This window comes from Kandleria vitulina DSM 20405 (genome assembly GCF_000702065.1).
In the GTDB taxonomy this organism is placed as follows: domain Bacteria; phylum Bacillota_I; class Bacilli_A; order Erysipelotrichales; family Coprobacillaceae; genus Kandleria; species Kandleria vitulina.
On record NZ_JNKN01000015.1, the window covers coordinates 1 to 21,546 of the forward strand.

Genomic DNA, 21,546 nt, shown 5'->3' on the forward strand with positions numbered 1-21,546 from the left:
TCGCTTTATGTCCATTATTAAAGAAAAACCTTATGTATTCTTGATTTTACTCTTTTCCTTTCAATATTTTTCTTATATAATATCAAAGAATACGAAAGGGGAATAAACATGGCAAAAAATATTAAAAACGATGCCATTACATCAAGAGATGAAAACTTCGCCCAGTGGTATACAGATGTATGTCGTAAAGCTGAGCTAATGGATTATTCAAGTGTAAAGGGCTTTATCATCTATAGACCATATGGTTATGCGATGTGGGAACAGATTCAGAATTATATGGACAAAAGATTTAAGGAGACAGGACATGAGAATGTCTATATGCCTTTAGTCATCCCTGAATCATTATTACAGAAAGAAAAGGATCACGTAGAAGGGTTCGCACCTGAATGTGCTGTTGTCACTAGAGGTGGTGTGAATGAATTAGAAGAAAATCTTATTATTAGACCAACTTCTGAAACATTATTTAGTGAACATTATGCTAAAATCGTAAAATCATATCGTGATCTTCCAAAGAAATATAATCAGTGGTGCTCTGTTGTACGTTGGGAAAAAACCACAAGACCATTTTTAAGAGGATCTGAATTCTTATGGCAGGAAGGTCATACAGTTCATGCCACTGAAGAAGAAGCAAGAAAAGAAACTTTACAGATGAGAGATATCTATCTTGAAACAGCTAAGGATGTTCTTGCGATTCCAATGTTGACAGGGAGAAAGACAGACAAAGAAAAATTTGCAGGTGCTGAAGAAACTTATACAATTGAAGCATTGATGCATGATGGAAAAGTTCTTCAGTCTGGTACTTCTCACTATTTTGGACAGGGATTTGCGGAAGCATTCGGTATTCAGTTCTTAGATAAGGATAATAAACAGAAATTTGTTCATCAGACTTCATGGGGTGTATCTACACGTCTATTAGGTGCAATCATCATGGTACATGGTGATGACAATGGTTTAGTGTTACCTCCAAGAGTCGCACCTACTCAGGTTGTTATTGTACCAATCATGCAGAAAAAAGAAGGTGTATTGGATAAAGCTTATGAAATGGCTGAACAGCTTAAGAAACAGGGAATCAGAGTTAAAGTTGATGATTCTGATAAATCACCAGGATGGAAATTCTCTGAAGCTGAAATGCGTGGTATTCCAGTACGTATTGAAGTGGGTCCAAGAGATATCGAAAATGGTCAGTGCATTGTTGCTAAACGTAATGATGGCAAGAAAGAAACAGTGGCACTTGATGAACATTTAGGTGATTATGTTATCAATCTGATGAATACAATTCATGATGAAATGTATAAGAAAGCAGAAGAACATCTTCAAGCACATATCACACATTCAGAAGACTTCAATGAATTTGGAGATATTCTTGACAATAAAGGTGGCTATATTGAAACATACTGGTGTGGCGATCTAGATTGTGAAATGAAAGTGAAAGATGAATATCAGGCAACAAGCAGATGCTACCGTCCTGATGAAGCTAAAGAAGATGCTGTTTGTCCTTGCTGTGGCAAGAAAGCTAAACATATCATCTACTATGCAAGAGCTTATTAGAACTTAGATTATTCTAAGTTCTTTTTTCTACATTTTTTAAAAGAATGTGTTACAATTTTATAGAAAGAGGTAAAAGTATGTTATACATGACAAGAGAAGAACGTTATATTTCATTAGATCATATGCCCAATACAAGAGATTTAGGTGGCTATGAAACACAGGATGGTCATTATACAAAGGCTCATCACTTTGTTCGTGCATCAGGTCCTTATGAATGTAGTGATCATGATTTAGATAAACTCTATGATTATGGAGTACGTGTAACCATCGACTTACGAAGTGATTTTGAGAAAAAAGCAATGGCTTCTCGCTTTAGTGAAGATGACCGCTTTGAAAACATTGAAATCAATCTTCTAGATACTGAAGTCGTCAAGGTAGTACCAGAAGAAGTCAAGGAATACAAAGATCTTGGCGGTGTCTATATTTATGCATTAGAAGCACATAAGCAACAGATCAAAGAGGTATTTGATGTCTTCCTTAATCATCTTTATGATTGTGTTCTATTCCACTGCTCAGCAGGAAAAGATAGAACAGGTATCATCTCTGCCTTATTGTTGGATTTAGCAGGATGTCATGACTACGATATCGTCAAAGATTACAGTGAGTCTTACTCCAACAATATGGAAATTATTGAACAGCTTGAAGAAAACATGGATGAAGCGACAAGAGCTTATTTAAATTCATCTCCACGTTACATGATGATCATGATAGATTTCCTTCGTGAACATTATGGCAGTGCCTATAGCTACTTATTGGATATTGGTCTTACTGAAGATGAAATCAATGATATTAAAGATAGCTTTATTATTTAAGAAAAGAACCTCCTATTTGTGAATACAAGGATAGGAGGTTCTTTTTATGCAAGTAGAAACAATGCTTTACTTTGATCGCTATCTTCAATCAAAGAGGTGTCTTGAAGAAATATATGGACGTAACTATTATCCTTCACAGAAGCACAGTGAAGTTAGTCCAGGAAGCTATTACTTGAATAGACTTATGGATAAGGAAGCGTATTTAAAGAAATATGTTTCCTATATTGATTCTTTTAAATCTGAGTATCAGGAAGATTATCGTATTCTTGAAGATGATTATTATCATCGTGTTCATTATTATACCTCGCAAAGTACCTATTATCGAAAGAGAAGATTGGCAGAAGATCATTTTTTAAATTACATGAAAAGGTATTATGATTGAGTTTTCATTTTTTTCTTGTATAATTATTTTGTGAGGTGAAATAATAATGGATTATTTTGATAAAATCAAAGAAGCCTTAAGTGATAAACTTAATGGGAAAGAATTGACATTAGATTCTTCTTTTAGAGACTTAGGAATCGATTCTTTAGACTTAGTAGATTTAGTATTCGCATTAGAAGAAGAAATCGGTACTGAATTTGAAGATGAAGAATTATTAAGCATTAAGACAGTTAAAGATTTATTAAATTTAATTGATGAAAAGACAAAATAACGCCTGTGCATTGCACAAGCGTTTTTTTGTTCTTGAGACAACTTATTTTATGTGTTGCTTCCTTCATAATAATCATGAAGGAGGAAAAGTATGGAAAATAAAATGTTTTGTTTCCAATGTCAGGAAACATTGAATTGTAAAGGATGTACACAATTTGGAGTATGCGGCAAGTCACCTTCATTATCAGCGATGCAGGATCTTTTGATTTATGTCACAAAAGCTTTGTCAGCTGTCTGTATGCAGCTTAGAAAAGAAGGAACAGCTATTGATCAGGAAATCAATCATCTTGTCACTACGAATCTTTTTACAACAATTACCAATGCGAATTTTAATGAAGAAGCCATTATTGAAAGAATAGAGAAGACCCTTGAAGTAAAGAAGCTTCTTTTAAAGAAAGTGAAAGGGGACGTTGTTCAAGCAGCTTTATGGGATGGTGAAAGAAAAGACTTTATCTCATATGCATTACAGGTAGGGGTGCTTTCATGTGAAGATGAAGATATCCGTTCTTTACGTGAACTTATTACCTATGGTCTAAAAGGACTTTCTGCCTATACAAAACATGCGAATGTACTTTTAAGAGAAGATGAAAGTATTGATGCATTTATTCAGGAAGGATTGGCAGCTACCTTGGATGATCAGTTAAATGTTGATGATCTTATTGCACTTACATTAAAGACTGGTGAATATGGCATCAAGGGAATGGCGATGCTTGATAGAGCCAATACTGAGGCCTATGGTCATCCTCAGGTAAGCAATGTTTCCATAGAGGCAGGAACAAGACCAGGAATTCTTATTTCTGGACATGATCTAAAGGATCTTGAATTATTGCTAGAACAAAGCAAAGATAGTGGGGTGGATGTCTATACGCATTCAGAAATGCTGGCAGGTCACTATTACCCATTCTTCAAGAAGTATCCTCATTTCATTGGCAATTACGGCAATGCATGGTGGAAGCAGAAGGAAGAGTTTGAAGCATTCAATGGTCCTATTCTTATGACCACAAACTGTATTGTTCCACCTAAAGATAGCTATAAGAATAGATTATGGACAACTGGAGCAGCAGGCTATCCTGGATGTCGTCATATTGATGAAAAGAAAGATTTCAGTGAAATCATCAATCAGGCAAAATCATGTCCTGCACCTACACCATTAGAAAGTGGCAGCATCGTAGGTGGCTTTGCGCATGAACAGATCTTCAAGCTTACGGATCAAGTCGTTGAAGCTGTCAAGTCAGGTGCCATCAGAAAATTTGTCGTCATGGCTGGATGCGATGGTCGTCATGCCAGTCGATCATACTATACTGAATTTGCGAAAGCCTTGCCTCATGATTGCATGATACTTACTGCAGGATGTGCAAAATATAAATACAATAAGCTTCCATTAGGAGATATCAACGGTATTCCTCGCGTCTTGGATGCAGGACAGTGTAATGATTCTTACTCGTTGGTACTTATCGCCTTAAAACTTAAGGAAATCTTTAATCTTGAAGATATCAATGATCTCTCAATCGTTTATAATATCGCCTGGTATGAACAAAAGGCTGTCATTGTTTTATTGGCACTTTTATCACTTGGCGTAAAGAATATTCATCTAGGACCAACATTGCCAGCTTTTATTTCACCAAATGTTCTTGATGTACTGGTCAACTCATTCAATATTCAATCCATCAGCAATGTAGATGTAGATATCAAAGTGATGATGTAAAAATGTACTCTTTTAAAAGAGTGCATTTTTTCTTTTTTGACCCACCGTGCGAAAACGCTTTAAAAAGGTAGAGTGGTAGAATAAGTAAGCAAGAAGGATTGAAAAATGAAAAACATGAACAAATCAATTGAAAACAGCGAAGTGGTAAGCATTCTTAAAACACAAACACTTATGAAATTTGAGAAGGAACATTTTGATCTTATGTGTGGGCATGATGAATACGAACCGTACTGGAGCTTAGAGACAGAAAAAAGCAAGATACATATTGGAAAATGATCAATCGATGAACTTCTATGCAAGACATTGCCATTTCACGACAAGATCGAGTTGTGTATCATTCAGCTAATAAAAGTCATGAGTTTGATAACTACGAAAACATTTGAAGATGATTGGCATGGACAGTGAGAGTGCTAAGGCAGAAACAAGTGTTCCCTCACATTCGCTTTGGCAATTTGACATTCTTGATGGCAGTAGAGCTAAACAGTGGTCAAATTTCGAATTCTTTTTCGGCTATTTCAGTAACAGTAAGACCTTTTGAGCTATACATTCACGTTCAATTAGTGTAAGATGTTTATGGTGGCTCATAGAATAATCCTCCTTTATGATTTGTATTCCCAAGCACATTATAAAACGGATTTTCTATGAGTTACTTTTTTTGTTGCACTTAGATTATAAATTCAAGCCATAAAAAAGTTCCTGGAATTCCAGGAACTATTTTTTATAGAATCGATTTGCGATTTTATCCATATAAGGAATATTGTAGATTGTATCGGGATGATCTTTATAAAGATAAAGAATCACTACAAAATAAACAATTATGGCAAGTCCAATTGCTACTACCAATGGAATAAGTACACGATGTGTAAACATAAATAGCACAGTATAGCTTCCATATGCGACTACGCCCATGATGACTGCAGCAATAAGCGGTAAGATGAAGATGCGTTTCCACTTATACTTGAAATGCACAAGCTTAACAAGTGCACGCTGGTTGGTAATGCACATCTGCAATGCATAAAGTGCAGAACCGATAGCTAGCGAATATAATGAGAATTCATGTAAGTTTGCGCTAGGAATCAATAAAAGCAATGCAGCAAGAATAATTAAATGTGTTACTAAGGCAACGGCAGCATTCTTCAATGGAATGTTAGGATGGCTGATAGCCTGAAGAATACCATTGGAAATAGTTGATAGCCCATAGAAGATTGTAGCACATGATCCAATTGTCAGTGTTGTAGCTGCAAGTGAAAGTGTGGCCTTCTGAGGGAAGAGCACACCCATGATTGGATAAGATAATACGGCAAGTCCTACTGCACATGGAATAATGACAAGCATGGCAACAGAGATGCTGTTTTCAATATTGGCACGTACATCTTTCAAATTATCTAAGGCGTAACTTGAAGAGATGGCAGGAATGGATGCTGTTGACATTGCGGATGCAAGGGCAACAGGGACATTCATAAGGACAGTGTATTTACCAGCATAGACCCCATATAGAGAAGTAGCGGCGTCATGTCCTAAGCCTCTGAAGTTCATGATCATGTAGTAAAGTGACATATCGATAATTGTAACAAGGTTATAGACACAAGTTGCAATAATGATTGGTGTCACAATTGTCAAAATTGACTTGAAAATTTCTTTTGTAGTTGCGATTCTCTCGTTTTCATTGACATTCTTTGATTCTTCAAAATCACCGTGATCATTGAAATACTTGTAGACAAGATAAATCAAGGCAATAAGAACGCCGGCTCCAGTACCAAGGGCACTTCCGGCAGAGCCAAGGCTTGCTTTTGCGACATGTGAGCTGTTGGCTCCTAATCCTTTAATAAAGAGGTAGGCTGCACCAACAGAAACAATGGCGTTAAGAAGCTGTTCAACAATCTGTGAGATTGAAGTGTACTTTGTTGTATTATGTGCCTGGAAGTATCCTCTCATGACACCGACTAATCCGGAGAAGAAGATAGTTGGACAAAGTACCTGCAATGTCATTGCAGCGCCTTTTGCGCTAAGGGCGAAAGGTGCAGCGATGAATGTGATGGTTGCGACCACAGAACCAATGATTGAAATATAGATCAATGCACATTTAAAGATCTTGCGTGCATTGCCATATTCTTCAAGAGCAATCTTTTCGCTGATCAGCTTAGAGATTGCGGTCGGAATACTGTAAGAAGAAAGCAGAAGAATCATGGCATAGACATTATAGGCTGTGGAATAGTAGCCATTTCCTAAATCGCCAATCATACGTGTCAGTGGGCTTCGATAAAGAACCCCGATAATACGGACAACGATACCTGCTAAAGCCAGGATTCCGGCTTGTTTAACGACAGTCTTTGATTTATTCATTTTTTCACTCCTATTTAATTGTCATATCATCTCGAATGTACACCAAATTGAGGATGAATGCAAATCAGAATAAGAAAATTATACAATAAAAAAACAAAATATTAACTTATATAGAAGGGTTTTCTTTGTTTTGTGAAGTTGTGTACGAAAACGGTATGAAGTATGCTATAATGGTACAAATGAATATGTGGAGGAATATATGAAAAACAATAAAGTCATTATTGCTTTAGATTTTAAGGACAAAGAACATGTTTCGATGTTTTTAGATCAATTTAAAGAAGAGACTCTCTATGTCAAAGTAGGGATGGAACTTTTTTATGGAGAAGGTCCTGATATTATTAGGATGATAAAAGAAAAGGGACATAAGATCTTCTTGGATCTTAAATTGCATGATATCCCACATACTGTTCATCAGGCGATGAAACAGTTGGCAAGATTGGATGTGGATATTGTCAATGTACATGCTTCTGGCAGCAAGAAGATGATGGAAGAAGCTATTTCTGGTTTAGAGGAAGGCAAGACTGGGGAAAAGAGACCGTTATGTATTGCGGTTACTTGCTTGACATCTTTAGATCAGGATGTTCTTGATCAGGAGTTATTGATTCATGATTCATTAGAAGATGTTGTTGTCCATTGGGCAAGCAATGCCAAAGCGGCTGGTCTTGATGGTGTAGTTTGCTCACCATTGGAATCAAAGCCAATTCATGAAAAGCTTGGTACATCATTCTTGACAGTAACACCAGGTATCCGCTTAGCTACTGATAGCGTTAATGATCAAAAGCGTGTTACGACACCAGCAATGGCTAGAGAATTAACATCAAGCTACATCGTTGTAGGACGATCAATTACTGCAGCAACTGATCCAGTTGCAGCATATAAAGAAGTTGTAAGACAGTTTCAGGGGGAAGAGTAATATGGAAACAGCTAAGAAAATTGCAAAGGATTTATTAGATATCAAGGCGGTGTTTTTAAAGCCAGATCAGCCTTTTACTTGGGCATCAGGTATTAAGTCACCTATCTATTGTGATAATAGATTAACTTTATCTTATCCAGAAGTTAGAAAAGATGTAGAAGAAGGGTTAGCTGAACTTATCAGAACAAACTTCCCAGATGTAGAATGTCTTGAAGGGACTTCAACAGCTGGTATTGCACATGCCGCATTAACTGCTGATATTTTAGGGTTACCTATGGGGTATGTAAGAGGCTCTAACAAGACTCACGGTCGTCAGAATAAGATTGAAGGTGTAGTTAAGAAGGGGATGAAGGTTGTTGTAGTAGAAGATTTAATTTCTACTGGTGGATCTTCATTAGAAGTTGTTCAGGCTTTAAGAGATGCTGGATGTGAAGTACTTGGTTTAGTTGCAATCTTTACTTATGGTTTACCAGCTGCTACAAAGAACTTTGAAGAAATGAATTGTAAGTATGTAACACTTTCATCTTATGATGCATTATTGCCTGTAGCGATGGAAAATCATTATATTGAAGAAGCGGCTTTAGAAAAATTAAAAGCTTGGAAACAAGATCCTCAGGATGAATCTTGGATGGAAAAATAAGTCGTTCTGAGGTCCTTGTATACGATTTAAAGGAGGTACTGTATGATCGAAGCTGTTAAATATGTTCTAAAAGAGAACTTCTCAAATGTCTTTCGTATCTATTCAATAGCGAAATACCAGGTTCTTGCAGATATGAGAGATTCTAAGCTAGGACTGTTTTGGAACTTTGCAAATCCGGTTATTCAGTGTTTAACTTACTGGTTTGTATTTGGACTTGTATTCGACCGTAAGGCCGTTGATGGCATTACCTACATCTGGTGGATGCTAGGTGGAATGGTCTGCTGGTTCTTTATTTCGCCTTGTATCACTGATGGATGTAATGCGATCTTTAAGAGAATCAATATCATCACAAAAATGAAATTCCCGGTAAGTGTCTTGCCGGCAACAGTTATTTTCTCTAAGCTGTTTGATCATTTCTGTCTGATGATCATATTAACAATTCTACTTGCATTAGGAGGCTATTATCCATCATTGCATTGGTTTGGATTAGCTTACTATTGTTTTTGTGCGATTGTTTTTACAATCTCTTTATCTATGACCACTTCAGTATTGAATATGCTTGCTAGAGATGTACGTAAGCTTATTCTTGCGTTGATGAGATTGTTATTGTATATGACACCAATCTTATGGGATATTAAGAGATTGCCTGCGATTCTTCAAAGAATCATGTTGACAAATCCTGTTTATTATATTGTAGAAGGATATCGTGATTGTTTCTTCTATCATAAAGGATTTATGTATTATAAATATTCAATGACAACGTTTTGGATTATTACCATTGTATTATTTGTTTTTGGTAGTACAATGATGTATAAATTCAAGGCGAAATTCGTAGACTTTATTTAGGAGGTATGTTATGGATTCTAATATTGCAATAGAAGCAAGACATGCTTCTAAGATCTATGAATTAAGAGGAAAACAAAAAGGGGAACAGGGTCAGAAATTCTATGCGTTAAAGGATTTGAACTTTTCTGTTCAGAAAGGGGAAGTTGTTGGTGTTCTAGGAACAAACGGGTCTGGGAAATCAACGATTTCCATTATTCTTGCAGGAATCTGTGATCCTGATGAAGGGGAAATCAAGGTCAATGGTTCTCAGGCGCTGATTGCGATTAACACTGGTTTAAATCAGCAGTTGACTGGTATGGAAAATATCGAACTTAAGGGTGCTTTGCTTGGTCTTACTAGAAGCAAGATAGAAAAGATCAAGGCAGGGGTTATTGAGTTTGCGGAAATCGGAGATTTCCTTTATCAGCCAGTTAAGACATATTCAAGTGGTATGAAATCCCGATTAGGGTTCTCTATTAACTTATGTCTAGATCCTGAAATCATGATTGTCGATGAAGCATTGAGTGTCGGTGATAAAGGCTTTGCTCAGAAATGTATCAATAAGATGAAAGAATTACGTGATGAAGGTAAGACAATCATCTTTATTTCACATAACTTAAAGCAAGTGCGAGACTTCTGTGATACTGCCATGTGGATTGAAGGCGGAATGCTAAGAGAATATGGTGATATCGATGAAGTGTGTGATCGCTATGCACAATATGTGGATTATTATAATAATCTATCTGGTAAAGATAAAAAGAAAGAGCGTGATCGCAAGTTTGCGAAACGTATCATCAAAAACTCTAAGCAGTCGTTTTTTGATAAGCTCTTTGCTGCCTTGAAGACAAGGTAACCTGGAGGATTTATGAGAAGTACACAAAATATTATTATCAAAGATTTATCAATCAATCGTATTGTTGTAAGAATTGATGGTGAATCTTTGATTCCTTTAAAGAAGCTTGTATTAAAAGATTCTATTACTAATACGGTATTGGATCTTCATTCAGTCAAATGGGAAGGGGCAGCTTTTCATCTCTCATTTAATCTGATGTCTTTAAATCATGAGCATCCGATTGAATCTGGAGATTGGTATCTCATTGGTATTGATAAAAATAATAAGAACCATGAATGCTATCCTGTTGAAGAATTGATTAAGGGAATGAAAGAAAGAATGTTTAACATTTCCAATAAGTACAATGCTTATTTTGATAAGAGTCAAAAGAATTATTACTATGCTGAAAGCAAGATTGATGAAGATAATCAGTCTTACTTCTTAAAGATAGAATATGCTGTTCCTAGTCAACCTTTGACTTTTATGCAAAAAAGAAAGAAAGCTTATAAAAAGCATATGCATAATCTTTCTGTGTGGGGCTTTGTTAAAACTTTTAACTTTTTTAAGAAGTTCAATAAGCCAAATGGCAACAGATTGTTATTTACATCTTCTTCAAGAAGTGAGATTGGCGGCAATCAATTGTATGTCTACAATCGCATGAAGGAAAGAGGAGTAGATCAGCAGTTTAAGATTGATTTTTCTTATAAGGCTAATATCAAAGATCGAAGAGGATTATTGAATAAGTTCTCTTTTACAAGAAAGCTTGCTATGGCTAATATCATCATCTGTGATGATTATCAGCCTGAACTCTATCATGTAGAATATGCTGATGGGGTAGAAATCATTCAATTATGGCATGCCTGTGGTGCATTCAAGACAGTTGGTCTTGAACGTATGGGAAAACCAGGAGCACCAGCATTTGATACTAATGTTCATAAGTGCTATACCGCAATGACTGTATCTTCACCATTGGCTGCAGCACATTATGCTGAAGCATTTGGTATCGATGAATCAAAGATTGTATCTTTAGGAGTACCTCGTACTGATATCTTCTTTGATGAAGAATACAAGAAAGAGATTATTCCTAAGGTTAAAGCAGCATTCCCACAAATTGAGAATGCTGATGAGGTTATTATGTATGCACCAACATTTAGAGGAATCAATGCGCGTTATGCCTATTTCCCAATGGATATGATTGACTTTGATGGCTTTGGTGAATATTTAGAAAAACATAATAGCGTCATGCTTATTAAGATGCATCCATTTGTAAGAGAACCACTTCCTATTCCAGAAAAATACAAAGATCGCATCATTGATGCATCTTCTTATAGAGAAATCAATAACATGCTCTTTGTAACTGATTTATTGATTACTGACTATTCATCAGTTATCTATGAGTTCTCACTCTTTAATAAGCCAATGCTCTTCTATGCATTTGATCGTATGAAATACGAAGCAGATCGTGGGTTCTATGAACCATATGCTAAAATGGTGCCTGGCAAGATTGTCAGAACGTCAGAAGATCTTATCGCTTCATTAGAAGCACGTGATTTTGAATATGAAAAGGTGGCACCTTTTGTAAAGAAGAACTTCAGTTATACAGATGGAAAATCAACTGATCGTATTATCGATCAATTGATTTTAAAGAATAAGTAAAAAGAGTGGATATATTATATCCACTTTCTTTGTCAAGGAGGCAAAATATATGAAGAAAGTATTTCCTCATCCTACCTTCAAGAATATTAAGATTAAATCTTTAGGGGTAGGAGAAACTATTAATATCAAGCCCTTGATCAGGGGACCTGAAGGTGAGATGGAAGCAGACATTCATTATAAAAGTGATATGAGTGATATTCTTTCAGTTGATCAGGAAGGAAATGTAACAGGATTAAAAGAAGGATATGGTGAAATTCTCGCATTTGCCTGTGGCAAATTAGCAAGATTGCCTCTCCATGTCGCCAATGTACCTTCTGGTATAAAGCAGGTGACAGGACATCGTGGCTTAAGAGGATTAGCAGTTGAAAATACGATGCCTTCCTTTAAGCTTGCTGCAAAGCATCATGTAGACTTTATTGAAACTGATATCGCAATCACAAAAGATCATCAGCTGGTTCTTTTCCATGATGTCAAATCAATGAAAAGACTGACTGAAGAAGAAAGACCAGTCAATGATTTAACTTTAGAAGAAGTCAAGAAGGTAAAGTTTACAGCTGGTAATCATCTAGAAGATTATCCTGATGTCAGTGTTCCAACTCTAGATGAATATCTTGATTTTATGGAAACAACATCTTCTTATCCAATGATTGAGCTTAAGGATCCTCAACTTAAAGATCATGAAGAACTACTGATTCAGATTAGAGATAAAGTAGATGCACATGGCTTTAGTGATCATGTAAGAATTACTTCTGCTAATATGGATAACCTGTTTGCTTATGAGAAGATCAATAAGAATCATGAACTATGGATCATTGTGGAAGATCCACTTGATGATATTGAACTATTAAAAGCACATCAGTGGAATTATTCAGTTAAAAAGAATGCCTGCAAAAAAGATTTTGTTAAGCAGGTACATGATGCTGGATTAAAGACTGATGTATGGATTATCAATGATAAAAAGGAAGCAAAAGACTTTCTTGATTGGCCAATTACATCTATGACAAGCGATGTTGTGATTATGGATGAAGCAGTCAAATAGGTAGATATTTAATGTTAAGTGTGATATTATACGCTTATCAAACGGAGGTTATATAAAATGATCTATGCGGAAATTTTGGCAGGCGGTAAAGGTACAAGAATGGGTAATACTGCTATGCCTAAACAATTCTTGATGTTAGGAGGAAAACCAATCTTTGTTCATACTGTAGAACAGTTCTTAATGAACACAAGAATTGATGAAATTATTATCTGTACTCCTGAAGTCTGGATTGCACATACTAGAGATACTTTAAAGAAATATATTAAAGATTTATCAAGAATTCAGATTGTAGCAGGTGGTGCTACAAGAAATGATACTATCATGAATGGTATTAAGTTTATTGAAGAAACATATGGCTTAAATGATGATGATGTCATCTTGACACATGATGCAGTAAGACCATTCTTAACTCAGAGAATCATTGATGACAATATTGAAGGTGCTATTAAACATGGTGCAACTGATACTGTTGTAGAAGCATTTGATACAATTGTACATTCAGTAGATGGAAAGATTATTACTGATATTCCAGTAAGAAGTGAAATGTTCCAGGGGCAGACACCTCAGTCTTTTAATATTAAGCTTTTAAAAGAATTCTTTGAAAACTTGACTGATGATGAAAAAGAAATTCTTACTGATGCATGTAAAGCACTTGTCATTAAGGGACATGATGTACATCTTGTAAGAGGCGAAAGCTATAATATGAAGATTACAACTCAGTACGATCTTAAGGTTGCTAATGGTCTGGTAGAAGGGCAGAAAATCTAAATGATCAATACTGTCTATAGATTAATTGCACCTAAATCAATTCGTGCTGATTTCGTTGATCTTAAGCTAGATGAAGAAAGAATTATTATCAGACCAACATATCTTTCTATCTGTGCTGCTGATCAGAGATATTATACGGGATCAAGAGGAAGAGTTGTCATGAAGCAGAAGCTTCCAATGGCACTTATTCATGAAGCAGTTGGTGAAGTTGTCTATGATCCAAAAGGTGAACTTCCTGTAGGAACTCATGTTGTCATGATTCCTAACACACCAAATGAAAAAGATGATATTATCAAAGAAAACTATTTAAGATCGTCTCAGTTTAGAGCATCAGGTTTTGATGGCTTTATGCAAAATGTTGTTTCTATGAGAAGAGATCTCGTTATTCCATTTGATTATGAACCAGAAGTAGGTGTGCTTCTTGAATTAATGAGCGTTGGTATGAATGCGGTTAGTACATTCAAGAAACATGCTCATGATCGTAAGGATGCTATTGGAATCTGGGGAAATGGAAATGTCGGTTTCGTAACAGCATTGATCTTAAGAAAAGAATTTCCAGATGCAAAGATCTATGTGTTCGGTGTTGAAGAACACAAGAACAGATATTTCTCATTTGCGGATGATACATTCATCATCAATGATATTCCAGAAGATCTTCAGTTAGATCACGCTTTTGAATGTGTAGGTGGAAGAGGTTCGGAAGCTGCTATTTCTCAGATTATTGATTATATTAAACCACAGGGAACAATCAACCTTATGGGTGTATCTGAGAATCCTGTGCCAATCAATACAAGAATGGTATTGGAAAAAGGTTTACAGCTTTTAGGAAACTCTCGTTCTAACTATGATGATTTCAAGAAATCAGTAGATATGATGGCTAATAATAAAGATGTCAGAGAATATCTTTCTACAATTGTTTCAGAGATGGTTGTTGTTAACACTATTGATGATATGATTAGAGCATTTGAAGATGATACATACAATGACTTCAAAACAGTCATGAAATGGGAAATCTAATAACCAGTCCTATAACGGACTGGTTTTATTGCGTTTTTCATATGTTTGTTATAAAATGAGATATATTTAAGAAAAGGAATAGATTATGGCCAGCTTTATAAAAATGATCTTACAGATCGCTAGACAATTGGATCTTATTGTCTATTACATCTTCTATAGATGGAAATATAATATTATTAATAATCAAGTGCTTTTTCTTTCTCAGACAAGAAATGAATTAACAGGTAACTTCGAGTTTATCTATAATGAAATAAAAGCTGATTATCTCGTAAAGACAGCCTTGGGAGATCATATAGGAGAACGTAAAGAACTCGCAAAGACATTTGCGATGTCTCATTATATTCTAGTTGATGACTTTACACCAATTATTTATCCTATTCCCCTTAGAAAGGGAACACACCTTATTCAGGTATGGCATGCCTTGGGGGCATTCAAGACAATTGGTTTTGCAAGATCACGCAATCATGATCGTTTTTCAATGACACATAGAAACTATGATGATACGATCGTTTCAAGTGCATCCATTGTTAAAGATTATGCGAAAGCATTTCGGATGAATGAAAAAGATGTACATCCTATCGGTATTCCTAGAACTGATATTTTCTTTAATGAAAGAAAAAAAGCAAGCATTCGCTTTTCTCTTTATCGAGAATACCCTTGGCTAAAGGGGAAGAAGGTCATTCTGTTTGCTCCTACATTTAGAGGTGGCAATATTCATAATGCCTACTATGATTATTCGAAGATCAACTTTAAAAAACTGCAGATGGCATTAGGTGATGAATATGCCTGTATTGTTAAGATGCATCCATTTATTTCACAGGGTGTACCTGAAGATCTTGATCCATCTTTCTATATTGACTTATCAAGTCAAAGAGATATTAATGATCTATTGATGATTACAGATATTCTTATTACTGATTATTCATCAGTCATCTTTGAAGCCGCATTGCTGCCAATTAAGACAATATTCTTTATTTATGATCTAGAGAACTATATTGCAGATAGAGATTTCTTCTATCCGTTTGAAAAGTATACCTATGGTCCTGTCGCATTTACACAAGAAGAAATGATAGATGCGATCTTATATGGAGCAGTGAATGAAGAAAAGAAAAAAGAATTTGTAGACTATTTTATTAACGCGTGTGATGGATATTCATCTAAACGCTTTGTAGAAACATTAATGAGGATTGATATATGAGCATAATCATAAAATTAGCAATCGCAATATTAAATGGTATCTTCTTTTTTATGAAGCTGCTTCCAGTACAAAAGAAAATCACTTATATATCAAGACAAAGCAATAAGACACCGATTGACTTTGAACTTGTAAAAGAAGATATAAAAAAACAAGCGCCAGAGTATAAGCATGTGATTCTTGCTAAACGAATCCCCAATCATATGATGGGGAAAATAAAATATGCGTTTCATGTTTTTGTACAGATGTATCATATTGCCACAAGTGAAGCAGTACTGCTTGATACATACTGTATTCCTATCAGTATTCTTAAACAAAGACAGTCCCTGGTGGTTATTCAGATGTGGCATGCATTAGGCGCTTTTAAGAAGTTTGCGTATTCCATTCTTGATCAAAAGGAAGGCTCTTCTAGTCGCATAGCACAGCTGATGAAGATGCATTATCATTATAGCTACGTATTAACTTCAAGTCACACGGCATTGCCTTTTTTTGCGGAAGCTTTCAATGTAGAAAAAGAAAAGATGGTTGTCTTGCCACTTCCTCGTACTGATCTTCTTATAAAAGAAGGAGAAGGTGTTATCGAGAGAATTGAAGAGGCTTATCCTCAATTACAAGATCATGACAAGAAAGTTATTGTATATGCACCGACATTTAGAAAAAGTGATGATCATTTAAGAGACGCTATTTTATCATTGATCAATGAAATTGATCATTCTAAATATCATCTTGTTTTAAAGCTTCATCCCCTTATTGAACGTACATTTGATGATCAGCGTATCATAGTAGATCATAAGTTCAGCACACAGGAATTCTTCCATAGAGCTGATATTATTGTCACAGATTATTCAGCAGCATTATTTGAAGCCTGTATGATGAATAAGCCTATCTATTTTTATGATTTTGATTATGATACATATATGCGAAATCGTTCTTTCTATCTTGACTACAAGACAGATATGCCTGGTCCTTTATGTGAAACAAGTGAGTCATTGATGAATGCGATTGAGATGAATACATGTGATCTAAAGAGGGTAGAGGCTTTTCGAAAAGAAATGGTAGCACCTTGCAAGGAAAGCTATACGAGAGATTTTACTTCTTTCTTATTAAAGCAGTTAAGCAGAGACTAGGTCTCTGCTTTTTCTTATTTGAACTTAAAGGGAAGGCATGGTATCATATTACGTAAAGGAGTTATTATGGAAAGAATACATATTGTAAAAGAGTATAGAAATACATTTACACGTAGACTTACAGGAGATCAGGGCGCATTGGGATTCCTTATTATGATGCCGGCATTCTTGATCTGTAATTCTGTTATAGTAAGTGCTCTTATTAAATCAGTGCTGCTTATTGGCAATATGAGTATCAGCTACTCTCGCCTGAATCTTGTGTTGAATGTGATGACAGATTTATTGATGATTCTCATTTCAGTTTTCTGTCTTAAAGATTTTATTGTCAGACAGATTAATGATTTTATGAAGAGAAAAAAGAAAATTATCATTAATGGGGTAGTCATAGGTTATCTGCTTTGTTTTGTGATGAGCATGATCACAGCTCTTCTTGTAAGAATGCTGACGGCGAAATCTACAAGTGCTAATCAGGAAGCTGTTGTCTCACTTGCTAAATACAATCCTGTCATCATGTTGCTTATGACAGTGGTCTTTGCACCATTAGCAGAAGAATTGCTTTTTAGAGGATTCTTGTTCACATTCTTTAGAAAATATAATCGTATCTTAGCATATGTGATCTCAGCCTTCATGTTTGGCTTTGTCCACGTCATGTCTGCTGTAATGGGAGGGAATCTTTCAGAATTCATTCAGATGATTCCTTATGTAGGAATGGGGCTAGTCTTTGCGTATATCTATGAATCAAACGATAATATCGTTGCTTCTATTCTTACCCATGCTACATCAAATTTTATTGCAATGCTATTGATTCTATTTTAAATGAAAACATCCGAAAGGATGTTTTTTTATAACTTGAATTTATAATCTAAGTGCAACAAAAAAAGTAACTCATAGAAAATCCGTTTTATAATGTGCTTGGGAATACAAATCATAAAGGAGGATTATTCTATGAGTCTTACACTAATTGAACGTGAATGTATAATGTATTATTGCTCAAAAGGTCTTACTGTTACTGAAATAGCCAATATTTTAAATAGAGATAAATCTACCGTATCACGTGAATTACATAGAAACAGTATCAGTGAAGAATATCTTCCAAAGGGAAAAGAGATGGATTCTGTCACTGATGAATATATCAATGATTTCATAGACAAACTAAACAAACGACCTCGTAAATGTTTAGGATGGAAAACACCTTATGAAGTACATTATAATAAAGTGTTGCATTTAACTTGAAAATTCAAGAAATAAAAAAACCTCTCAATTGAGAGGCTAGCTATCAAAATGGCGGTCTGGACGGGGCTCGAACCCGCGACCTCCGCCGTGACAGGGCGGCATTCTAAACCAACTGAACTACCAGACCATTTCGACTGCATGAATAATTTATCATATTATTAAGAACAGGTCAACAACTTTTTTGAAAAATCTAACAAAATTGTCGTATAAATGAAATTATATTGATAAATAGATGATATTTTCATGAGATGGAATTTATTTATTTTGTAAGCTTATTGCATATCTTGTAGAATGTATTATAATATGCGTATTAAAGAGTGTGTCTCTTTAGGAGGAAAATATGAAACAAGTAAAGAAGTTTATGCTTGTTTTTGGTCTTTCTTTATGTATGATTATGCCAGTGATGGCAGATGTTCACGCAGAAGGTACTACTTCATCTAATGATACTCAGAATACAACTGAGACTACAGGGGATAATGGAAGTACTACTCAGGGTGAAAATGGTAATCAGACAGGGAATACGGAAGAACCAAAAACAACTCCCGAAACGCCAAAGGAAGAATCGAAGCCTGCTGCTAAGCCTGTTGTAAAGAATGGTTTTATTAATGAAAGTGGAAAGATCTATTTCTATAAGAACAATAAGCGTCTTAACTATAAAGGATGGAAAAAGATCAATAAGAAGATCTACTATTTCAATAAAAAACATGCTGTTGTAACAGGACAGAAGAAAATCAAGAAATCTTATTTCCTTTTTAATAGTAAAGGGAAATTAATGACTGGATGGCAGAATGTAGGTAATAAGAGATATCTATTTAAGACAACTGGTAAATTAGGTGTTATTGGTAAACGTCTTAAAGAAGATAAAAGCAAAAATGTTCAGGGATATAAGAGTGATACTAAATGGTTGATTCTTGTAGACCGTTCTGCTCATAAGGTTTATGTATACCATGGCAAAAAAGGAAGCTGGAAATTAAAGAAGAGTTTCTTATGTGGTAATGGTAAAGCATCGACACCTACTGTAACTGGTACTTTCAAGATGGGTACTACAAAAGGACGTTACTTCAAGGCTAGATATTTTGATTCAGCACCTGCTAGATGCTGGTGGCCAACACGTATTACAGGCGGATATTTATTCCATTCTGTATTATATTATCCATCATCAACACCTGCTCGTGTTATGGATGGCAGAGTTGGTGTAGGTGTATCACATGGTTGTGTACGTTTGAAATTAAACAATGCAAAATGGATTCATGACCATATCACTAAGAAGACAACTTGTGTTATTTACAATTAATAGATTGTGCATCTCTTGAGATGCACTTTTCTTTTTTTGTAAAATTGTTATACTTATATTAACAGGGAGGTTTCTTATGCGACTGTTATTAGTAGAAGATGAAAAATCACTTTCAAGAGCGTTATGCAGTATTCTTGAAGACAATGGATACAGTGTTGATCCAGTCTATGATGGAGAAGATGCCATTGCTTTTGCAAATAGTGAAATATATGATGGGATTATCTTGGATGTCATGATTCCTAAGAAGGATGGATTTGAAGTATTAGAAAGCATTAGAAAATCAGGAAACATGATACCAGTTCTTATTTTAAGTGCACGTTCAAGGGTGGATGATCGTGTAAAAGGATTAGATCTTGGTGCCAATGATTATCTTACAAAACCATTTTCACCAAAGGAACTGCTTGCCCGTATTCGTGCTATGTCACGAGTCAAGCTTGCAGAACCTGATACAACACTAAGAGTGGGAAATATAATTCTTGATAAGTCCACTCATGAGTTGTCTTCAACAGCAGGTAATTTCCATTTGGCCAATAAAGAATTCCAGATGATGGAACAGTTTATGTCACATCCTAAACGTGTCTATTCCATTGATTTCTTTATTGAAAAAATATGGGGATATGAAAGTGATGCAGAACAGAATCTTGTATGGACTTATGTTTCTTATTTAAGAAAGAAACTAAAAGTGCTACATGCGGATGTGAAGATTAAGGCCTATCGTAATACAGGCTATTCTTTGGAGCCTTGCGATGATTAACAGATTAAGAAGAAAGTTTATTTTGAGTGCCATCAGTGCACTCCTTCTTATTGTTATCTTGTTTGTTGGTATTCTGGATGGATTAAACTATCTTCAAATGGATAGAAAACAAGTGAGAACATTGAACATTCTTGAAAAGTATTACAAGGATGAAATGTCTGCTGTAGATAATAGTGAAATTCCTTATGCATCACGATATTTTGTTGTTGTCTATGATAATGAAGGTCAACTTGTAGAAATCAATACCGCAAGAGTAAGAACAATTGTTAACAATAAAGCCGAACAATATGGATTAAAGGCTTATCATAGTAAAAAGAAGAGAGATTTTATTGGTCATTATCGTTATACAAAATCAAAGAGAGGGGATTCTACTTATATTATTTTCTTGGATGTAGAGAATTCACTTGAAGATTTCTTTGACATTGTCAATTTATCAATAATCTTTGTAGTATTAGGGGTCGTTCTCTTTATTTTCCTTATTGTGATCTTATCAGGAAAAGTGATTAAGCCTTTTGTAGACAACTATGAAAATCAGCGTAACTTTATTGCGGATGCTGGTCATGATTTAAAGACACCTATTACCGTTATTGAAGCTGATGCGGAAGTCTTAAAGATGAAATTTGGAGATGATAATGAATTCTTGAATGATATCTTCCTTCAGTCTTCAAGATTAAAGCAATTGACAGAAGATCTTATCTACTTATCTAAGCTAGATGAAAATCCTGATTATGAAATGATTGAGTTCCCGTTATCAGATGTTATTACTGAAATATGTCAATCATTTGAGAGTGTAGCTAAAACACAGAAGAAAGAAATGACAATTACCATTGAACCACATCTCAGTTTTAAAGGTAATCAGAAGAACATGGAAAGATTGGTTAATATTCTATTGGATAATGCGGTCAAGTATTCTTCTGATCATGGAAAAATCGATGTCTCTTTAGAAAGACAAAAGAAGTTTATCGTGTTGACTGTTTATAATACAGTCGATCATATCAGCAAAGAAGAATTGCCTAAGCTCTTTGATCGTTTCTATCGTTCTGATCAATCAAGAAACTCTGAAACAGGAGGGTATGGTATTGGGCTTTCTGTTGCTAAAAGTGTAGTTGAAGCACATAAAGGAAAAATCAATGCGACTACATCAGATGAGAAATCACTGGTTATGATTGTTATCTTGCCAAATAGAATTTAAA

The 21,546-nt window shown here is 35.2% G+C and carries 21 protein-coding genes, 1 tRNA gene and 2 pseudogenes; 22 read left to right on the forward strand and 2 right to left on the reverse strand.

Annotation, left to right across the window (positions count from 1 at the left end; genetic code table 11):
- Nucleotides 1–108: 108 nt before the first annotated feature.
- The 6 genes from proS (at nucleotide 109) to T513_RS12165 (ending at nucleotide 4,993) form a co-directional block, all read left to right on the forward strand.
- A complete protein-coding gene (gene proS / locus T513_RS0105015) occupies nucleotides 109–1,548 on the forward strand; it encodes a proline--tRNA ligase (RefSeq protein WP_029070528.1) in 1,440 nt (479 codons plus the stop codon).
- Nucleotides 1,549–1,625: 77 nt separating this feature from the next.
- The gene (locus tag T513_RS0105020; protein WP_029070529.1) at nucleotides 1,626–2,360 is read left to right on the forward strand and encodes a tyrosine-protein phosphatase; all 735 of its coding nucleotides are present in this window, start codon (nucleotides 1,626–1,628) and stop codon (nucleotides 2,358–2,360) included.
- A gap of 46 nt (nucleotides 2,361–2,406) precedes the next feature.
- On the forward strand, nucleotides 2,407–2,742 hold the full coding sequence (locus tag T513_RS0105025; protein WP_029070530.1) for a hypothetical protein: 336 nt from the start codon (nucleotides 2,407–2,409) through the stop codon (nucleotides 2,740–2,742).
- A gap of 46 nt (nucleotides 2,743–2,788) precedes the next feature.
- Nucleotides 2,789–3,013: an acyl carrier protein gene (locus T513_RS0105030; protein ID WP_029070531.1), complete on the forward strand. Its 225-nt coding sequence runs from the start codon at nucleotides 2,789–2,791 to the stop codon at nucleotides 3,011–3,013.
- A gap of 90 nt (nucleotides 3,014–3,103) precedes the next feature.
- Entirely contained in the window at nucleotides 3,104–4,717 is a 1,614-nt protein-coding gene (gene hcp, locus T513_RS0105035) for a hydroxylamine reductase (RefSeq protein ID WP_031589241.1), read from the forward strand.
- Between the two features lie 105 nt (nucleotides 4,718–4,822).
- Nucleotides 4,823–4,993, forward strand: a complete 171-nt coding sequence (locus T513_RS12165; RefSeq protein ID WP_155266072.1) for a hypothetical protein — start codon at nucleotides 4,823–4,825, stop codon at nucleotides 4,991–4,993.
- 435 nt (nucleotides 4,994–5,428) lie between these two features.
- Here the strand turns inward: T513_RS12165 and T513_RS0105045 are convergent, their stop codons facing one another.
- A complete protein-coding gene (locus tag T513_RS0105045; RefSeq protein WP_031589242.1) occupies nucleotides 5,429–7,060 on the reverse strand; it encodes a putative polysaccharide biosynthesis protein in 1,632 nt (543 codons plus the stop codon).
- Between the two features lie 199 nt (nucleotides 7,061–7,259).
- Here T513_RS0105045 and pyrF point away from each other — a divergent pair, with 199 nt between their 5' ends.
- The 13 genes and pseudogenes from pyrF to T513_RS12485 all read left to right on the forward strand — a co-directional run.
- The gene (gene pyrF, locus T513_RS0105050; RefSeq protein ID WP_031589243.1) at nucleotides 7,260–7,973 is read left to right on the forward strand and encodes an orotidine-5'-phosphate decarboxylase; all 714 of its coding nucleotides are present in this window, start codon (nucleotides 7,260–7,262) and stop codon (nucleotides 7,971–7,973) included.
- 1 nt (nucleotide 7,974) lies between these two features.
- Nucleotides 7,975–8,613 (forward strand): orotate phosphoribosyltransferase, encoded by a 639-nt coding sequence (pyrE, locus tag T513_RS0105055; RefSeq protein WP_029073226.1) that lies wholly within the window; start codon nucleotides 7,975–7,977, stop codon nucleotides 8,611–8,613.
- 42 nt (nucleotides 8,614–8,655) lie between these two features.
- Nucleotides 8,656–9,459, forward strand: coding sequence for an ABC transporter permease (locus T513_RS0105060; protein WP_029070538.1), 804 nt, complete (start codon nucleotides 8,656–8,658; stop codon nucleotides 9,457–9,459).
- Nucleotides 9,460–9,469: 10 nt separating this feature from the next.
- The gene (locus T513_RS0105065; protein WP_029070539.1) at nucleotides 9,470–10,291 is read left to right on the forward strand and encodes an ABC transporter ATP-binding protein; all 822 of its coding nucleotides are present in this window, start codon (nucleotides 9,470–9,472) and stop codon (nucleotides 10,289–10,291) included.
- Between the two features lie 12 nt (nucleotides 10,292–10,303).
- A complete protein-coding gene (locus T513_RS0105070; RefSeq protein ID WP_031589245.1) occupies nucleotides 10,304–11,926 on the forward strand; it encodes a CDP-glycerol glycerophosphotransferase family protein in 1,623 nt (540 codons plus the stop codon).
- A gap of 49 nt (nucleotides 11,927–11,975) precedes the next feature.
- Entirely contained in the window at nucleotides 11,976–12,965 is a 990-nt protein-coding gene (locus T513_RS0105075; protein ID WP_031589247.1) for a glycerophosphodiester phosphodiesterase, read from the forward strand.
- Nucleotides 12,966–13,022: 57 nt separating this feature from the next.
- Complete coding sequence (locus tag T513_RS0105080; RefSeq protein WP_029073224.1) at nucleotides 13,023–13,733, forward strand: IspD/TarI family cytidylyltransferase; 711 nt, start codon at nucleotides 13,023–13,025, stop codon at nucleotides 13,731–13,733.
- Nucleotides 13,734–14,750, forward strand: coding sequence for a zinc-binding dehydrogenase (locus tag T513_RS0105085; protein ID WP_029070542.1), 1,017 nt, complete (start codon nucleotides 13,734–13,736; stop codon nucleotides 14,748–14,750).
- Nucleotides 14,751–14,835: 85 nt separating this feature from the next.
- Nucleotides 14,836–15,948 (forward strand): CDP-glycerol glycerophosphotransferase family protein, encoded by a 1,113-nt coding sequence (locus tag T513_RS0105090; protein ID WP_051550763.1) that lies wholly within the window; start codon nucleotides 14,836–14,838, stop codon nucleotides 15,946–15,948.
- Nucleotides 15,945–17,072 carry a CDP-glycerol glycerophosphotransferase family protein gene (locus tag T513_RS0105095; RefSeq protein WP_031589249.1) on the forward strand — a complete coding sequence of 376 codons (1,128 nt, stop codon included), beginning with the start codon at nucleotides 15,945–15,947 and terminating at the stop codon, nucleotides 17,070–17,072. Before T513_RS0105090 ends, T513_RS0105095 begins: the two co-directional genes overlap by 4 nt.
- Before the next feature lie 66 nt (nucleotides 17,073–17,138).
- Nucleotides 17,139–17,888: a CPBP family intramembrane glutamic endopeptidase gene (locus T513_RS0105100; RefSeq protein ID WP_051654400.1), complete on the forward strand. Its 750-nt coding sequence runs from the start codon at nucleotides 17,139–17,141 to the stop codon at nucleotides 17,886–17,888.
- A 129-nt stretch (nucleotides 17,889–18,017) separates the two neighbouring features.
- Nucleotides 18,018–18,131, forward strand: a pseudogene (locus T513_RS12560) (helix-turn-helix domain-containing protein); the annotation flags it as partial.
- A 9-nt stretch (nucleotides 18,132–18,140) separates the two neighbouring features.
- Nucleotides 18,141–18,305, forward strand: a pseudogene (locus T513_RS12485) (IS30-like element ISEnfa364 family transposase); the annotation flags it as partial.
- Nucleotides 18,306–18,354: 49 nt separating this feature from the next.
- Here T513_RS12485 and T513_RS0105110 read toward each other — a convergent pair.
- Nucleotides 18,355–18,432 (reverse strand) — tRNA-Asp (locus T513_RS0105110).
- A 213-nt stretch (nucleotides 18,433–18,645) separates the two neighbouring features.
- Between T513_RS0105110 and T513_RS11715 the strand changes: the two genes are divergently transcribed.
- From T513_RS11715 to T513_RS0105125, 3 genes are all read left to right on the forward strand, one after another.
- A complete protein-coding gene (locus T513_RS11715; protein WP_051654401.1) occupies nucleotides 18,646–19,599 on the forward strand; it encodes a L,D-transpeptidase in 954 nt (317 codons plus the stop codon).
- A gap of 76 nt (nucleotides 19,600–19,675) precedes the next feature.
- Nucleotides 19,676–20,353, forward strand: coding sequence for a response regulator transcription factor (locus T513_RS0105120; RefSeq protein ID WP_029070546.1), 678 nt, complete (start codon nucleotides 19,676–19,678; stop codon nucleotides 20,351–20,353).
- Nucleotides 20,346–21,545: a sensor histidine kinase gene (locus T513_RS0105125; RefSeq protein WP_031589252.1), complete on the forward strand. Its 1,200-nt coding sequence runs from the start codon at nucleotides 20,346–20,348 to the stop codon at nucleotides 21,543–21,545. The genes T513_RS0105120 and T513_RS0105125 overlap by 8 nt, the downstream gene beginning before the upstream one ends.
- Nucleotide 21,546 lies beyond the last annotated feature (1 nt).

What these genes read in the sequence shown, in the direction of transcription:
- proS (WP_029070528.1), top strand. Translation starts at nt 109, where the DNA reads ATGGCAAAAAATATTAAAAACGATGCCATTACATCAAGAGATGAAAAC.
- T513_RS0105020 (WP_029070529.1), top strand. Translation starts at nt 1,626, where the DNA reads ATGTTATACATGACAAGAGAAGAACGTTATATTTCATTAGATCATATG.
- T513_RS0105025 (WP_029070530.1), top strand. Translation starts at nt 2,407, where the DNA reads ATGCAAGTAGAAACAATGCTTTACTTTGATCGCTATCTTCAATCAAAG.
- T513_RS0105030 (WP_029070531.1), top strand. Translation starts at nt 2,789, where the DNA reads ATGGATTATTTTGATAAAATCAAAGAAGCCTTAAGTGATAAACTTAAT.
- hcp (WP_031589241.1), top strand. Translation starts at nt 3,104, where the DNA reads ATGGAAAATAAAATGTTTTGTTTCCAATGTCAGGAAACATTGAATTGT.
- T513_RS12165 (WP_155266072.1), top strand. Translation starts at nt 4,823, where the DNA reads ATGAAAAACATGAACAAATCAATTGAAAACAGCGAAGTGGTAAGCATT.
- T513_RS0105045 (WP_031589242.1), bottom strand. Translation starts at nt 7,060, where the DNA reads ATGAATAAATCAAAGACTGTCGTTAAACAAGCCGGAATCCTGGCTTTA.
- pyrF (WP_031589243.1), top strand. Translation starts at nt 7,260, where the DNA reads ATGAAAAACAATAAAGTCATTATTGCTTTAGATTTTAAGGACAAAGAA.
- pyrE (WP_029073226.1), top strand. Translation starts at nt 7,975, where the DNA reads ATGGAAACAGCTAAGAAAATTGCAAAGGATTTATTAGATATCAAGGCG.
- T513_RS0105060 (WP_029070538.1), top strand. Translation starts at nt 8,656, where the DNA reads ATGATCGAAGCTGTTAAATATGTTCTAAAAGAGAACTTCTCAAATGTC.
- T513_RS0105065 (WP_029070539.1), top strand. Translation starts at nt 9,470, where the DNA reads ATGGATTCTAATATTGCAATAGAAGCAAGACATGCTTCTAAGATCTAT.
- T513_RS0105070 (WP_031589245.1), top strand. Translation starts at nt 10,304, where the DNA reads ATGAGAAGTACACAAAATATTATTATCAAAGATTTATCAATCAATCGT.
- T513_RS0105075 (WP_031589247.1), top strand. Translation starts at nt 11,976, where the DNA reads ATGAAGAAAGTATTTCCTCATCCTACCTTCAAGAATATTAAGATTAAA.
- T513_RS0105080 (WP_029073224.1), top strand. Translation starts at nt 13,023, where the DNA reads ATGATCTATGCGGAAATTTTGGCAGGCGGTAAAGGTACAAGAATGGGT.
- T513_RS0105085 (WP_029070542.1), top strand. Translation starts at nt 13,734, where the DNA reads ATGATCAATACTGTCTATAGATTAATTGCACCTAAATCAATTCGTGCT.
- T513_RS0105090 (WP_051550763.1), top strand. Translation starts at nt 14,836, where the DNA reads ATGGCCAGCTTTATAAAAATGATCTTACAGATCGCTAGACAATTGGAT.
- T513_RS0105095 (WP_031589249.1), top strand. Translation starts at nt 15,945, where the DNA reads ATGAGCATAATCATAAAATTAGCAATCGCAATATTAAATGGTATCTTC.
- T513_RS0105100 (WP_051654400.1), top strand. Translation starts at nt 17,139, where the DNA reads ATGGAAAGAATACATATTGTAAAAGAGTATAGAAATACATTTACACGT.
- T513_RS11715 (WP_051654401.1), top strand. Translation starts at nt 18,646, where the DNA reads ATGAAACAAGTAAAGAAGTTTATGCTTGTTTTTGGTCTTTCTTTATGT.
- T513_RS0105120 (WP_029070546.1), top strand. Translation starts at nt 19,676, where the DNA reads ATGCGACTGTTATTAGTAGAAGATGAAAAATCACTTTCAAGAGCGTTA.
- T513_RS0105125 (WP_031589252.1), top strand. Translation starts at nt 20,346, where the DNA reads ATGATTAACAGATTAAGAAGAAAGTTTATTTTGAGTGCCATCAGTGCA.